Source organism: Sulfitobacter sp. IGS-18, assembly GCF_059628195.1.
The window spans coordinates 381,662-395,959 of sequence record NZ_JCAQIH010000002.1; the positions used below are offsets into that span (position 1 = coordinate 381,662).

Below are 14,298 nucleotides of genomic sequence, written 5' to 3' on the forward strand. Positions count from 1 at the left end.
ATGCGCGGCAGTTTGCGTCAGATCATCCAGTATCGGTCAGCTCCGCAGGGCGCCTTGCGAAGTGGCACCCCATTGTCCGTCGGGCGCGCCTGTATCACCCCGCGTCGGTCCTCGCGGCAAGATCGCGCAGCCAGACGGCAATGGCATCTTCGCTCACCTGGCAGGACGCCAGCTCTTCCATCATCCGGACACCGATGCCGGGATCCGGCCTGAGGGGAACACCGTTCAATCGCAGGAAGGTAAAGGTTGCCACGAAAGCCCTGCGGTTGTTGCCATCGACAAAGGCATGCGCCTTGGCGATGCTATCGGCATGGGCCGCCGCAACCGGAATGCCTATGAACGACAGGCGGAACTGGAGCCTTGCCGGGTGATCCTCAACCGGAAACTCCAGATGTACGACGAGATAGAGAAGGATAAAATATGAGAATAATTGTGGTTGGTGCAGCTGGCGATATCGGACAGGCAGCCTGCAACGAACTCGGCCAGAGGCATGAAATCATCACCGTTGGCCGCACGACCGGCGACTTTCAAGTCGATATAGGCGACCTGAATGCGGTGAAGGCACTGTATGAGGTGGTCGGTGCCTTTGATGCCGTTGTGTCATGTGCGGGCGACGCGGCCTTCACGCCTTTGGCGGAAATGGATCAAGAGACCTTCATGGTTGGTCTCCGGCAAAAAGTCATGGGGCAGGTCAACCTCGTCCTTGCCGGACTGGGGGTCATATCAGATGCAGGTTCGTTCACCCTGACAAGCGGTGTTCTGGATCGCGACCCGATCCGAATGGGAACAAACGCGGCAACCGCGAACGGGGCATTGGCGGGGTTCGTCACCGGTGCCGCAATAGAAATGCCGCGCGGTTTGAGGATAAATGTCGTCAGCCCCGGAATGCTGGAGGTATCCGCACCGCGTTACGGCGCATGGTTCCGTGGTCACAAGCCGGTGTCATCTCATGACGTCGGTTTGGCTTATTCTAAATGTGTCGAGGGGGCTCGGACTGGACAGGTGGTGATCGTGGAGTAGCGCCGACCAAGGAAGAACCGGACATTGGCCCAGCCGCTGCCTGTGCACACATCGGGTATCGCCCTCCCGGGACGGCAATGCGCAGGCCTCCGCCTGCCGCGCACCGACGGGGCGATTGAATTTTCAGACAAGGGCCCGGCGCGGTGCTATATTGCGCGGCCGGTCCGCTGCCCCCGTACAGGTGGCTTGGGGCCGGAGTCTCCTAGTCCGAAAGACCCAGATAATGCTCTCCATGCATGCGATACCCGAAGCCTTCAGCGTCGGAGAATGCGACGCGATCGTAACCGCCATATCCCAGGCCCCCGCCGATCCGGCGCTGCTTGTGGGTCGCAACCGCGACCACAACATGCGCAATGCCGATCTGGTGTGGACCGACAAGGTGGACGGGCTGGGCTGGGTGATGGACCGGCTGATTGATCTGGTGCGGGTGGCGAACCGCGATCACTTTGGGTTTGATCTGACCGCATTTGAGGAAAGCCCGCAGGTGGCGATCTACCGCGCCACCGCGGGGGGGCATTTCGTGTGGCATTCGGACATTGGCGGCGGACCGATCTCGGCCAAGCGCAAGCTGACGCTGGTGCTGCAACTGTCGCAATCGGGCGACTATGAGGGCGGCACGTTGGAGGTGATGCCCGGTGCGCAGGTGCTGGAGGCCAGCCGGGCGCAAGGCTCCGTGACCGTGTTTCCCAGCTTTATGTTGCATCAGGTGACACCAGTACGCAGCGGCGTGCGACATTCGCTGACCGTCTGGGCGCACGGGCCCGCGTTCCGGTGAAATGGGCCAACCCCAGATGATTTTGCGGCATGCGCCGCGACGTTGATCCACGACGCGAGATCGGGCTTTCGCGAAAGCGGCTATGAATGGCGACCGCATTTCAGTTCAGCCTGCGTTGATGATCGCTGGGGCCGACAGGACTGCAGAACCGAAGCTGCTTTCAGCCGATGTCGTACAACCTTCGTGCTGCGGTTCCGTCCGACAGGTCACGCCAATCAGCGGCGCGGGACCAGACGTCGGCATAGCCGGTGCGGTGCTCGTGCTGGGTGTGGGGCCAGTCGCTGCCCCATACGACGTGATTGTCGGGCAGCAGGGATAGCAGTTCGCCGGCATGGGGGGTGACGTCGAAAGACGTGCGGTAGTGGGCGGCGAACTTGAAGTAGAGGGCGCTTCTGTCGTGCAGATCGGCAACTGCCCGGATCATGGGATCGCTGCGGGGATCCGGGTTGGAAGGCAGGCCGAAATGGTCAATGACCAGGTTCACGCCCTGATCGGCAAGCGCAGGAAGGACCGGGGCAAGGCGCGGACCTTCGAGATGGATCTCAAGGTGCAGGTCGCGGTCACTCAGCCGGGTCAGGAAACGCCGGGTCGGTGCGGCGCCGAGGTCCGGCATGGCCGCGCCGCGCACGAGGTTCCAGCGGACACCGCGCATGCCGGCCTGCACCAGGCGATCCAGTTCCTCATCGCAAACCTCCAGCGGCACGACACCGACACCGGCGAAACGCGCGCGGTCCAGCCTGGCGAGCGCGGCACACATCTCGGAATTGTCGGCGCCGAGGAAGCTGACCTGCACGATCACGCCACCGCGCAGCCCATGCGCCTCCTGATGTGCCACCCAACCATCCAGGGGCGCCGGATGGGCGGGAACATAGCGCGCGCCGTCGATGGCGGTGACGGTTTCATAGACATGCGCGTGGCAGTCGAACTGGATCATGAGGCCCTCCCGGTATAATTCATATATATGACCAGTTGACTGAATGGGTCAATATCGTTTAGAAGCTCCCGAGGGAGGACGACAATGAACAACGGATTCGCCACGACTGACGCAAGGCTGCCGGCCTATGCCCGGCTGCGCGACACGCTGGCGGCGCGCATTGCCGCCGGTGACTGGACACCGGATACACCGATCCCCTCCGAAGCGCGGCTGGCGGCGGAATTCGACGTCTCCGTGGGCACGGTGCGCAAGGCGGTCGACGGGCTGGTCAGCGAAGGCCTGCTGGAACGGCGGCAAGGCTCGGGGACATTCATGCGCGCGCCGTCCTTCAATGCCAGCCTGTTCCGCTTCTTTCCGATGCGCGACAGCGACGGCGCGCCGCCATCCATCCCGCAAAGCCAGATGATCCTGCGCAGCAGGGCCGAGGCCCCCGCCGAGGCGGCCGAAGCACTTGGCAGCAAGGATGTGATCAAAATCGTGCGTCTGCGCAGCCTGTCGGAAGTGCCGGTGCTGTTCGAGGAAATCTACATTCCGCAGGCACGCTTCGCCGGGTTCGAGGAATTGCGCGACACCGACTTCGGCCCGCTGCTGTATCCTGTCTATTTCGAACATTTCGGCGTGCTGGTGAGACGCGCAACCGACGAAGTGTCCTTCGGGCGCGCCACCGACACCGTGGCGCAGCAATTGCGCATCAAGTCCGGCGATCCGCTGGCGGTGATCCGGCGCACTGCCTTCGATGTCGAAGACAAGCCCATCGAATGGCGCATCGCCAGCGGCAGCGCCGAGGGCTTCCGCTATCGCAGCGAAATCAACTGACGACTTCAGTTTTATTGGGAGAGAGACCATGAAGATCAAGACAATCCTGCTCGGCCTGACCGCAGCCGCGGCGCTGGCCGCCCCGGCGCTGGCGGAATACCCCGAACGCGCCATCGAACTGACCATTCCGGCCGGTGCCGGTGGCGGCACCGACACCAGCGCCCGCAAGCTGGCAATCCTGCTTGAGGAAAAACTCGGCACCTCCATCGCCATCCTCAACGTGGGCGGCGGCGGCGGCTCGGTCGGCGCGTCCCAGTTCATGCAGGCCAAGCCGGACGGCTATTCGCTGTTCGCCACCTGGAACAGCCCGCTGACCACCGTGCCACAGGTGCAGAACGTGGCCTATGCGCTCGACAGTTTCACCCCCATCGCCTCGACTTCGGAAACCGCCTACACGCTCTGCGTGAAGGCCGATTTCCCGGCCACCACCGGCGCGGAATTCCTGGCCGAACTGGAGGCCAACCCGGGCAAGTACACTTACGGCAATGACGGTATCGGCGGCACGATGCAGCTTGCCGCCGAGCGCATTTTCCAGGCCAAGGGCATCAACGCCATCGCCATCCCCTTCGGCGGGGCGGGCGAGACGCTGCAGAACTTCCTCGGCGGCCACGTGGACATCTACGGCGGTTCGATCTCGACCGTGCTGCCCTATGTCGAGAATGGCGAGGCCAAGTGCCCGCTGGTGACCTCCGCCGCTGACGTGCCGGCACTGCCGGGCGCCTCTGGGCTGGACGCGCTGGGGCTGGCTGACAAGGAAACGCTCCTGTGGCGGGCCATTCTCGGGCCGAAGGGTCTCGATCAGGCGATTGTCGACAAGCTGGCCGACACCATCGAAGAGGCGGTCAACGATCCGTCCTATGTCGAATTCCTCGCCACCAAGGGCGAAGTGCCCAATGTGGTCAGGGGTGACGACCTCGGCGCGCGGCTGCAGGCCGAATACGACGCGCTTGCCGAAGTTTCCAAGAACCTCGGGCTCTGAGCAATGGAGAAGCGTCAGGACATCGCACTCGGGCTGCTCTTTGCCGCTTTCGGCATAGCGGCGGCCTGGATGGCGACCGGCTACACCGGGGCCAGCGGGAATTACCCGATGGTGCTGGGCCTGCTCCTGGCGCTTCTTGGCGGGGCGGTGACGGTCAGGGCCGTCCGCGCCACCCGGAACGAGGTGCGGGCGCTGGTTGACGCGCCCGCGCAGATGATCATCGCAGCGGTGATCGCGACGATCTATGTGGCACTGGTGGTGCCGCTGGGCTTTTACACCGCCTCCTTCCTGCTGATGCTGGCGCTGCCGGCAGCACTTGGGTTCCGCCAGGCGGTCTATGCGCTGATCGTGGCGCTGGTCTTCATGGCGCTGATCTACCTCGTCTTCTCGGTGCTGCTGGAAAAACCGCTGCCGCGCGAAGCTCTCCTGTCGCTCTTCGGGTCCGGAGCCTGACATGGAATTCTACACCAACGCCCTGACCCATGTCCTGTCCTTCGGGCCGTTGACAGCGATGATCGGCGCCACATTGCTCGGCGTTCTCATCGGCGCACTGCCGGGGTTGAACCCCGTGATGGCCATCGCGCTTCTGCTGCCGCTGACCTATTCGATGGATCCGCTTGTGGCGCTGGCCATGGTGGCGGGCATCTACAACGGGTCGATGTACGGCGGCGCGATCCCGGCGATCCTCTTGCGCATTCCCGGCACGCCCGCCTCCATCGCCACGACCTTTGACGGCTTCCCGATGGCCGACAAGGGAGAGGCCGCCAAGGCGCTGAAAATCGCCTGCTGGTCCTCCGCAATCGGCGGCATCGCCAGCGCCATTGCGCTGATGACAATGGGGCCGCTCCTGGCGCGGGTGACGCTGTTCTTCGGCCCGGCCGAGTATTTCTGGATCGCGATCTTCGGCATGGCCTCGGTCGGCGTCATGGTCGGTTCCGATCCGGTCAAGGGCATCATGGCCGCGGTGCTGGGGCTCCTGATCGGCACCATGGGCATCGACAACCTTTCGGGCCAGGCGCGCTTTACCTTCGGCCAGACCTGGCTTCTGGGCGGGCTCGACCTCATCGTGGTGCTGGTGGGGCTCTACGCATTGCCGCCGGTCCTGCAACTCGCCGAAAAGGCCGATCTCAAAGGGCTCTCTGCCGCTCAGCTCAGGTTGACCAACGTGCCTTTCAAACCCGGCGAGATACGCGGGCTGATCCCGACATGGCTGCGCGCCTCCGGCATCGGCATCGGCGTCGGCATTCTGCCGGGCGCGGGCGGCAATATCGCGGCATTCCTCAGCTACAACGCGGCCAAGAACGCTTCCGATGACCCGTCGAGCTTTGGCAAGGGCAACCCGCAGGGCGTGGCGGCAGCGGAATGCGGCAACAACGCCGACAACGCCGCCTCGATGATCCCCGCGCTGTCGCTGGGCATCCCCGGCAACGTCGTTGCGGCGCTGGTCCTGAGCGCGCTGACCATCCACGGGTTGCAACCCGGCCCGCAACTCTTCCACCAGAACCCCGTTCTCGTTGGCGGCTTCATGATGGAAATGCTGCTGACCTCGGTCCTGATCTTCGCCCTCGGCGGCGCCGTCGCGACCCGCGTCTTTGCGCAGTTCCAGCGCCTGCCCGGCGTGCTCCTGGTGCCCTCGATCCTGATCCTGATGTGCGTGGGCGTCTACGTCATCAATGGCCGCCCGGTCGATCTCTGGGTGATGCTCGTCGCCGGTCTCGCGGGATACATCCTGGAGAAAGTGAACGTGCCGCTGGCGCCAATCATCCTCGGCATGATCCTCGGCCCCATGGCCGAACAGAGCGTCCGCCGCGCCCTGCTGATAAGCCGGGGCGACGCGACCGAACTTCTGACCCGCCCGATCTCCGCGGCACTCGCCATCGCGACCCTGCTCGTGATCGTCTGGCCCATCTTCAGGGCCATGCGCCGCCGGCGGAACACAACGAAGGCTTAAGTCCGCCAACGCCTCCTTCTGCGGTCGCTGATCCTGAACTGAGTGATACCGGAACTGGTGTTGTCGCGTGGAGAATACCTGCGCAAATGCTCAGGCACTCGCGCGTCGATAGAAAGCCAAGGAACCGGCGAGCATCAACAGCGCGCCGCCGCAAATCCGGTCAAGCCAGAGCGCGCCGGATTTCCGAAGCATCCTGACCGCCCGCGAGCCGAGCAGGGCGTAGCCGAACATGACCATGAAATCCACGCTCGCAAAGACCAGGGCGAGCAGTGCATATTGCTGGATCTGCGGTGCCGCTGGGTCGATGAACTGCGGCAGGAAAGCTGAAAAGAACAGATAGCCCTTCGGATTTGTCACCGCCACGAGGAAGCTTTTCAGGAAGATCGACCGCGCCGATCCCGAACCGCCACCGCTCGCGGATCGAAGCGATTCATCGAGGGTTCCCTTGGAGCGCAGGAGCATGACGCCAAGAAAGGCGAGATAGCCAACGCCGATCCATTTGACGACACTGAACCAGAATTCCGATGCCGCCAACAGCGCGCCCAGCCCAAGGGCAACGGCCCCGATCAGGACAAAATCGGAGAGTACCGCACCGATCATACCGACAGATGCGCGCCGTGTTCCGAACTTCGAACCGTTCGTCAAAGCGAGCAAAACAGTCGGCCCGGGTGTTGCAATACCAATGAAGGCTACAAGCGCAAATGCAAGAATTGTGGTTTCCGTCATATCATCCTCCGCGGTGGTCCAGACAATCAAAACTGCACCCCCTTGCAAAAAAGTCAGCAGCCGATCCCGTTGTCAACAGCGGCAGGTCGTGATCGACATTGCCGGTACTGGTGGATTACGGATTGCAGCGACAGGCAAGACACCGCTGGCCGTGCTGCGACAAGCCGGGCTGACCGAACTTGTAACCAGCCGGGGGTTCGAAGGGACGCGAAATTCGCAATACAAGAAACCCGGCAGATTTGCCGACTACCTGCTCATCAATCGCGCGGCTGACGTGATCCGCTTTGATGTGATCCATGAGCCGGAAGTATCCGACCATTGCCCGATCATTCTTGAGATCTGATGCTTTCCGGCCAGTCCGGGCAAGGGTGCCGCCAGGGGCGAAGTGGCACCCAGGCACGATCATGGGGCACAGGTGGGATGGAATAACCAGGCAGAGAACAGCAACCGAAAGAGAGTGATGGGTTCAGCGCCGCTGATCCTCAGACCTCCGCCACCGCGTGACAGGAGACTTTTGCATGTCCCGCGGCATGCAGCAATTCGGGCATCACCTTGCTGCACTTTTCCATCGCGATGGGGCAGCGTGGATGAAATGCGCATCCGGTTGGCGGATTCAACGGGCTGGGCGGTTCGCCTGCCTGCGCCTCCACCCGACGCTTGGGGTTCTGGATGTCGGGGATCGTCGCGAGCAGCAGCTTTGAATAGGGGTGCTGCGGTGCCGTGAAAAGCTGCTCGACCGGTGCCTGTTCGACAATGCGGCCAAGATACATGACCGCGATATGGTCGGACATGTGGCGTACCACGCTCAGGTCGTGACTGATGAAGAGATAGGTCAGCCCCAGTTCATCCTGCAGCCGTCGCATCAGGTTCAGAATTTGCGCCTGCACCGATACGTCCAGCGCCGAAGTGGGTTCGTCGCAGACCAGCAATTCCGGTTCCGACGCAAGCGCCCGCGCGATGGAAATGCGCTGCCGCTGGCCGCCGGAAAATTCATGCGGGAATTTCTGCGCATCATCGGCACCCAGCCCCACCGTTTCCAGCAGCTCGCGGACCCGCGCCATGGTTTCCTTTTCGGTATCCCGCAATTTCATCTCGCGAATTGGTTCGGCGATGATATCGCCGACGCGCCAGCGCGGGTTCACGCTGGAATGCGGGTCCTGAAAGATCATCTGGACCCGGATCGGACGTCCCGTCGCCCCGGTGCCAAAGGAAATGTCACCGCGCGTGGTCTTGTAGAGCCCGGTAACAAGTCGGGCGACCGTGGATTTACCGCATCCCGATTCTCCGACGATGCTGAAGCAGGTGCCCTTCTCGACCGTGAAGGAAACCTCCGACACCGCCTCGACGAACAGCTTCGGGCGCCGTTCGATCACGCGGTTCAGCCAGGGGGCGGAAACGTCAAAGACCTTGCTGACGCCATCGACGGTCAGCGCGGGAACATGAGCAGTCATTTTGTGCCTCCCTGTTGCAGCCAGCATGCAGAACGCGTCACGCCCACCGAGACCAGCGGCGGCGTCGCGGCGCTGCATTTCGGACCGGCATGCGGGCAACGCGGATGAAAGGCGCAGCCGGTCGGGCGCGCGTTCAGGCGTGGCATCGACCCGTCGATCTGTGCCAAAGTCTCAACCCGGTCATGCAGGCTGGGGATCGCTGCCATCAGCCCCTTGGTATAGGGGTGTTGCGGGTTGTGGATCACCTCCGCAACAGGGCCGCTTTCGACCACCCGACCGGAATACATCACACAGACCCGGTCGGCGGTTTCGGCGATCACGCCCATGTCATGGGTCACCAGCATGATGCCCACGCCGGTCTCGTCGCATAATTTGCGCAGCAGCGCGGTAATCTGCGCCTGGATGGACACGTCGAGAGCGGTTGTCGGCTCGTCCGCAATGATCAGACGCGGGCCAGCCGCAAGCGCCAATGCGATCACGACCCTCTGGCGCATCCCGCCCGAAAACTGATGCGGATACTGGCGCAGGCGTTCCCTGGGCGCCGGAATACCGACGCTTTGCAAAAGCGCCAGCGCGCGGTCATTTGCCGCCTCCTTTGACATGCCGCTGTGCAGCCGGATGGTTTCAACCAGCTGTTTGCCCACCGTGAACAGCGGGTTGAGCGCGGTCAGCGGGTCCTGAAAAATCGCCCCCATTTCGCGGCCGCGCACCTTGGTCAGTTCCTTTTCCGACAGGGTATCCACGCGCCTGCCACCGACGTGAATCGCGCCGCCGGATATGCGGCCCGGACTTTCCAGCAACCCGAGAACCGCCAATCCGGTGATGGATTTGCCCGCGCCGGATTCACCCACGACACCCAGGATCTCGCCCGGTGCGATCTGCATGGAAACATCGTCGATGGCCAAAAGCGTTCCGCGCCGGGACGGGAATTCAACACTTAACCCCGACACATCCAGCGCAGGGGTCGCCGCCTCGGGCTCTTTGCTTGCCGCAATGGGTTGCGCCATCATTTCAGTCTCCGATCAAAAGGGGAAAGGTGGGCGGAAAGATCTCTTCGACAGGCGGATGGCCCAGGGTCCTTTCGGGATATTTCGCGATCAGCCCGTCGAATTGTTCCTGCACCTGCCGGCGCGCCGCCTTCATGTCGATCCCGGCCACGTCGCCATCCCGCATGGAAAGACGGCCATCCACGATGGTGGCGCGGGTGACCCGGCCCGTCGCCCCTAGGATCAGGGTCTGAACCGGGTCAATGCGCGGGGCCATATAGCTGTCGGCCATGTCGAAAACCGCGACATCCGCCTTGGCTCCGGCGCGCAGCACGCCAATGTCGTCGCGCTTCAGGCCCTTCGCCCCACCCAGAGTCGCCGCATCGAACATCTGGCCCGAGCTGACAGACGCCAGCCCGTCGTTCAGGCGGCAGGCCATCATGCCCACGGCCATGTTCAGCACCATATCGGGCGGCGCGGTATCGGTGCCCATGGCCACGTTGATGCCCATCTGACGCAATTTGGCAAAGGACCGCAGCGCACCACCGTGCCGGGCCGACACCAGCGGGCAATGCACCACCGTCACGCCATTGTCGCTATAGCGGTCGAGGTCCTCTGCGGTGGCGACGGTCGCATGCGGCGCCAGCAGCCGCGGCGTCAGGCAGCCCAGCCCGTCCAGCCATTCCGGCGCGGTCCTGCCGTGCAGCGCCTGCACCGTCTGCAATTCCATCTGCCCCTGCGCCATGTGCAGGCGCACCGGACAATCCAGGTCATTCGCCGCCGCCATGGTACGTTTCAACAGTTCTTCGGTGCAGGTCTCAACCCGGTCCGGCGCCAGCATCGGCGAAACCAGGTCCCTGCCCTGCATCGCTTCGGCAAAGGCAATTGCGTCCTGCAACCCCTGCAACCCGCGCGCCTCGTCAAAGACAGCGCTCAACCGGCCCTGCTGATCCACCGCCATGCCGCCTGACCGGTAGGCCGGGCCAAGCCAGACCCTCAGGCCCATCTGCTCTGCCGCATCCGCGGCGGCGGTGAATTCGTCGACCGTTTCGCCCCATGCGCGATAGAACAACGAGGCAATCGGCGCGGCAGAGGTAATCCCGTTCAGCAGCAATTGCCCGAAGGCAAACCGTTTCTGCGCAACCAATGCGTCGGGTGTGTACATTTCATAGGGGCCACGATCCATGTAGGACAGCGGCCAGACACGGCCCTTGCGCTCACTGGGCCAGTTGTCATGTGCCAGCAGCGTCGTATCCAGATCGCTCAATGCGTCAAGATCTACAAACCCCGGTGCGATCAGCGCCGCCCCCATGTCGAACCGCGCCTGCAACTCGCCCCCGAACCGGCCGCCTGCATGCAAGACCCGGTCGCCCTCGATCACGACCTCGCCGCCCTGCACCAGCCGCCGCCCCGCCGGGGTGTCCACAACCACCCAATCGGCAGTCAGGCTCCACCGGCCTTCAGGCCGCTTGCCAAGGGGAAGGTCGCCGAACCGCATCACGGCGCAGCCATCAGCGTGGCACCGTCGCGGGCGGTGACCTTGCCCGCCTTCACCACCAGCTTGCGCGGCGCGTGGCGGACGATGGCATGGGCCACAGCAACCCCTTCGACGATGACCAGATCACCCGGCGCGCCAACTTTCAACGCGCGCCGTTCCATCCCCATCGCCTCGGCCCCGCCACCCGCGCAGACGTCAAGCGCCATGTACATCTCGGCGTCCGAGCGCAGGTTGCTGCGCAGGCCAACGAACTTGGCCCGTTCCAGCATGTCGCCATTGCCATAAGGCCCCCAGGTATCCTGAATCCCGTCATTGCCCGCGCCAAAGCGAATGCCATATTCCGCCATCTGCCGGACCAGCGGTGCCGGGCTGGACGCCGGCGCCGTTGTCATGATGCTCGCTTCCAGCGCCCCAAGGCGTTCCAGCAGCGGATTGACCCGCGCAGGGTCCGCCATCCCGAGACAGAAGGCATGGCTGACGGTCAGCATCCCCTTCATCCCCAGCGCCTCGGCCCGGTCGAGGATCTGTTCCATCGAAAACGCACCCAACTCGCCACGCTCATGCAGGTGAATGTCGATGCCCTTGCCGTGCTTTTCCGCCAACCCGAAGATTGTATCCAGATGCCCCTTGGGGTCGTGATCGACGCCGCAAGGGTCAAGCCCGCCCATCAGGTCGGCACCCATCTTCATTGCCTCGTCCAGCAGTTCCGCGGTGCCGGGTGCAATCATCAGGCCCGACTGTGGGAAGGCGACAGTCTGAATCTCCACCACATCTGCCAGTTTTTCGGCGGTCTCCATCACCCCTTCCAGCGCGCGCAGACCGCCGGTCGTGTCGATATCCACATGGCTGCGGATCAATGTCGCGCCAAAACTCGCTGTCTGGAGCGCGTGGCGCATCGACTGCACATGCGGATCCAGGTCAAGGCGCTGCTTCATCTGGCGCTCGTTGTCGATCATCGCCATCAGGTTCCCGCCGCCGACATCGTTGTGATACCAGGGATAGCCAAGCAGCGACTTGTCGAGATGTGTATGCGCCTCGCTCAGGCCAGGCAGCGCAATGCGCCCGCCCGCGTCCTCGACTGCGGCTCCGGCACCGTCCAGATCGGCACCGATCCCGGCGATGCGCCCGTTCCGGATCAGGATTTCGGTCGGTTGTCCGTCCAGCACACGGACGTTTTTGATCAGCAGATCGCTCATTGTCTTGTTCCTTCAACGTAATTTCGGGTTCAGCGCATCGCGCAGCCAATCGCCCAGCATGTTGACAGCAACCACAAGGATGCAAAGCTGGATCGACGGGAAGAGCACAATCCACCAGGAGCCGGAGAACAGGTACTGGTTGCCAACCCGGATCAGCGTGCCCAGCGACGGCTGGTTCGGCGGCATGCCGACGCCGAGGAAAGACAGCGTTGCCTCGATCAGGATGGCGAGACCGAAGTTCAGCGTGGCGGCAACGAATATCGGTGTCAGCGTGTTGGGCAGGATGTGCTTCAGCATCAGTCGCCGCGCGGGTGTGCCGACCAGCCGCGAGGCCATGACATATTCCTTGCGGCGCTCCACCATGGTCTGCGCCCGCACCACGCGGGCATATTGCACCCAGGAATACATCGCGATGGCCATCACCAGAACCGCAGCCACGCCAGCCTCGCGCCAGGCCGGTGACAGGAACTGCTGCGCCACGGAACTGACAAGGATTGCCACCAGCACGATCGGAATTGACAGCAACACGTCGCCGATCCGCATCAGCACATTGTCAATCCAGCCGCCGTAATACCCCGCCATCAATCCCAGGCCGATGCCAACCACCAGCGATACCGCCACCGAGGCGATGCCGATGATGATGGAAATGCGCGTGCCGTAAAGAATGCCGGACAGGATGTCGCGCCCCTGCACATCCGTGCCCAAAAGATACGGCATTTGCCCGCCCTCCATCCAGATCGGAGGCAGCTCGGCGTTCCACAGCTCAAGTGCCGCCAGATCATAGGGGTTCTGCGGCGACAGCAGCGGTGCCAGAAACGCGGTCAGGATCACCAGTGCCAGCACGATGGCGGCACCAACGGCGGATTTATGCGACTTGAACGACCACCATAGATCGCTGTCAAAGAACCGTTCGGCGCGCGAGGGCACCTTGGTATCGGTCTGATCGGTCATGCGTCAGCTCCTTTCAGGCGCGGGTCGATCACGGCATAGGTCATGTCGACGATGGCATTCAGCGCGACAAAGATCAGGGCAACGATGCAGAGGTACGCCGCCATGATCGGCACATCGACGAAAGTGACAGCCTGGATGAACAGCAGGCCCATGCCCGGCCACTGGAAGACCGTCTCGGTTACCAGCGCAAAGGCGATCAGCCCGCCGATCTGCATGGCTGTCATCGTGACAACCGGCATCAGGCAGTTGCGCAGCGCGTGGCGAAAGTGGATCGACCGGGCGGGTATGCCGCGCGACCGCGCGAACTTGATGAAATCGGATCGCAACACTTCCAGCATCTCGGCGCGCACAAGCCGCATCACCAGGGTGATCTGGAACAGCGAAAGCGACAATGCGGGCAAGATGATGGACATGCGCCCCGACGGCGTTAACAGGCCGGTGCTCCACCAGCCCAGATCAACGGTTTCGCCCCGGCCAAATGCCGGAAACCAGCCCAGCCAGACCGAAAACACCAGGATCAGCCCGATCCCCACCACGAAGCTGGGCAGCGACACGCCGATGATCGAGGTGAACTGCATCGCCTCGGCGTACCAGGTCTGTCGCCGGATCGCCGTAATCACGCCCATCGGCACGCCGACAACCAGCGAAATCAAGGTCGCCACCAGCACCAGTTCAAAGGTGGCCGGAAAGCGTTCGCCGATCATGGCCAGAACGTCCTGCTGATTGCGAAAGGAGATGCCGAAATCGCCCTGCGCCGCGCGCCCGACGAACTTGGCATATTGCACGAGGAACGGGTCATCCAGCCCAAGCTTTTCGCGCAGATCGTCGCGTTGCGCCTGCGTCGCCTGTTCGTTCAGCATCTGGTCGACCGGATCACCGACGGCGGTGAAAATGACAAAGGCCAGAAACGTGACGGACAGCATGACAAAGACGGCATTGGCGAGGCGTTTGATGATGAATGCCAGCATTGTGATGGTCTCCGGTTCAGGTGCAAAAACGGGGCGACGACGATGCG

General features: G+C 63.1%; 16 protein-coding genes. 8 read left to right on the forward strand and 8 right to left on the reverse strand.

Annotated elements, in window-relative coordinates:
• Nucleotides 1–61 precede the first annotated feature (61 nt).
• From ACWNZ3_RS19935 to ACWNZ3_RS19945, 3 genes are all read left to right on the forward strand, one after another.
• Entirely contained in the window at nt 62–424 is a 363-nt protein-coding gene (locus tag ACWNZ3_RS19935) for a hypothetical protein (protein ID WP_496902020.1), read from the forward strand.
• Nucleotides 421–1,020, forward strand: coding sequence for a short chain dehydrogenase (locus ACWNZ3_RS19940; protein WP_496902021.1), 600 nt, complete (start codon nt 421–423; stop codon nt 1,018–1,020). The genes ACWNZ3_RS19935 and ACWNZ3_RS19940 overlap by 4 nt, the downstream gene beginning before the upstream one ends.
• Before the next feature lie 223 nt (nt 1,021–1,243).
• The gene (locus ACWNZ3_RS19945) at nt 1,244–1,795 is read left to right on the forward strand and encodes a 2OG-Fe(II) oxygenase (RefSeq protein ID WP_496902022.1); all 552 of its coding nucleotides are present in this window, start codon (nt 1,244–1,246) and stop codon (nt 1,793–1,795) included.
• Between the two features lie 160 nt (nt 1,796–1,955).
• Here ACWNZ3_RS19945 and ACWNZ3_RS19950 read toward each other — a convergent pair whose 3' ends face one another.
• On the reverse strand, nt 1,956–2,729 hold the full coding sequence (locus ACWNZ3_RS19950; protein ID WP_496902023.1) for an amidohydrolase family protein: 774 nt from the start codon (nt 2,727–2,729) through the stop codon (nt 1,956–1,958).
• An 84-nt stretch (nt 2,730–2,813) separates the two neighbouring features.
• On the opposite strand from ACWNZ3_RS19950, the gene ACWNZ3_RS19955 reads away from it, so the two are divergent.
• From ACWNZ3_RS19955 to ACWNZ3_RS19970, 4 genes are read left to right on the forward strand one after another with little or no spacing between them, the layout of a single operon-like run.
• Complete coding sequence (locus ACWNZ3_RS19955) at nt 2,814–3,545, forward strand: GntR family transcriptional regulator (protein ID WP_496902024.1); 732 nt, start codon at nt 2,814–2,816, stop codon at nt 3,543–3,545.
• Nucleotides 3,546–3,573: 28 nt separating this feature from the next.
• Nucleotides 3,574–4,524, forward strand: coding sequence for a tripartite tricarboxylate transporter substrate binding protein (locus ACWNZ3_RS19960; protein ID WP_274574644.1), 951 nt, complete (start codon nt 3,574–3,576; stop codon nt 4,522–4,524).
• 3 nt (nt 4,525–4,527) lie between these two features.
• Nucleotides 4,528–4,977, forward strand: coding sequence for a tripartite tricarboxylate transporter TctB family protein (locus ACWNZ3_RS19965; protein WP_274574646.1), 450 nt, complete (start codon nt 4,528–4,530; stop codon nt 4,975–4,977).
• Between the two features lies 1 nt (nt 4,978).
• A complete protein-coding gene (locus ACWNZ3_RS19970) occupies nt 4,979–6,475 on the forward strand; it encodes a tripartite tricarboxylate transporter permease (RefSeq protein WP_496902025.1) in 1,497 nt (498 codons plus the stop codon).
• A gap of 90 nt (nt 6,476–6,565) precedes the next feature.
• Here ACWNZ3_RS19970 and ACWNZ3_RS19975 read toward each other — a convergent pair whose 3' ends face one another.
• Complete coding sequence (locus tag ACWNZ3_RS19975) at nt 6,566–7,201, reverse strand: LysE family translocator (protein ID WP_496902026.1); 636 nt, start codon at nt 7,199–7,201, stop codon at nt 6,566–6,568.
• 88 nt (nt 7,202–7,289) lie between these two features.
• Between ACWNZ3_RS19975 and ACWNZ3_RS19980 the strand changes: the two genes are divergently transcribed.
• Nucleotides 7,290–7,544 carry a hypothetical protein gene (locus tag ACWNZ3_RS19980; RefSeq protein WP_496902027.1) on the forward strand — a complete coding sequence of 85 codons (255 nt, stop codon included), beginning with the start codon at nt 7,290–7,292 and terminating at the stop codon, nt 7,542–7,544.
• Nucleotides 7,545–7,683: 139 nt separating this feature from the next.
• On the opposite strand, the gene ACWNZ3_RS19985 is transcribed toward ACWNZ3_RS19980, so the two are convergent.
• The 6 genes from ACWNZ3_RS19985 to ACWNZ3_RS20010 are packed head-to-tail and all read right to left on the reverse strand — an operon-like array spanning nt 7,684 to nt 14,251.
• Nucleotides 7,684–8,652, reverse strand: a complete 969-nt coding sequence (locus ACWNZ3_RS19985) for an ABC transporter ATP-binding protein (RefSeq protein ID WP_496902028.1) — start codon at nt 8,650–8,652, stop codon at nt 7,684–7,686.
• A complete protein-coding gene (locus ACWNZ3_RS19990) occupies nt 8,649–9,662 on the reverse strand; it encodes an ABC transporter ATP-binding protein (protein ID WP_496902029.1) in 1,014 nt (337 codons plus the stop codon). The genes ACWNZ3_RS19985 and ACWNZ3_RS19990 overlap by 4 nt, the downstream gene beginning before the upstream one ends.
• A gap of 1 nt (nt 9,663) precedes the next feature.
• The gene (locus tag ACWNZ3_RS19995) at nt 9,664–11,136 is read right to left on the reverse strand and encodes an amidohydrolase family protein (protein WP_496902030.1); all 1,473 of its coding nucleotides are present in this window, start codon (nt 11,134–11,136) and stop codon (nt 9,664–9,666) included.
• The gene (locus ACWNZ3_RS20000; RefSeq protein WP_496902031.1) at nt 11,136–12,332 is read right to left on the reverse strand and encodes an amidohydrolase family protein; all 1,197 of its coding nucleotides are present in this window, start codon (nt 12,330–12,332) and stop codon (nt 11,136–11,138) included. The genes ACWNZ3_RS19995 and ACWNZ3_RS20000 overlap by 1 nt, the downstream gene beginning before the upstream one ends.
• Before the next feature lie 12 nt (nt 12,333–12,344).
• Nucleotides 12,345–13,283, reverse strand: a complete 939-nt coding sequence (locus ACWNZ3_RS20005; RefSeq protein WP_114276930.1) for an ABC transporter permease — start codon at nt 13,281–13,283, stop codon at nt 12,345–12,347.
• On the reverse strand, nt 13,280–14,251 hold the full coding sequence (locus ACWNZ3_RS20010; RefSeq protein ID WP_496902032.1) for an ABC transporter permease: 972 nt from the start codon (nt 14,249–14,251) through the stop codon (nt 13,280–13,282). The genes ACWNZ3_RS20005 and ACWNZ3_RS20010 overlap by 4 nt, the downstream gene beginning before the upstream one ends.
• Nucleotides 14,252–14,298 lie beyond the last annotated feature (47 nt).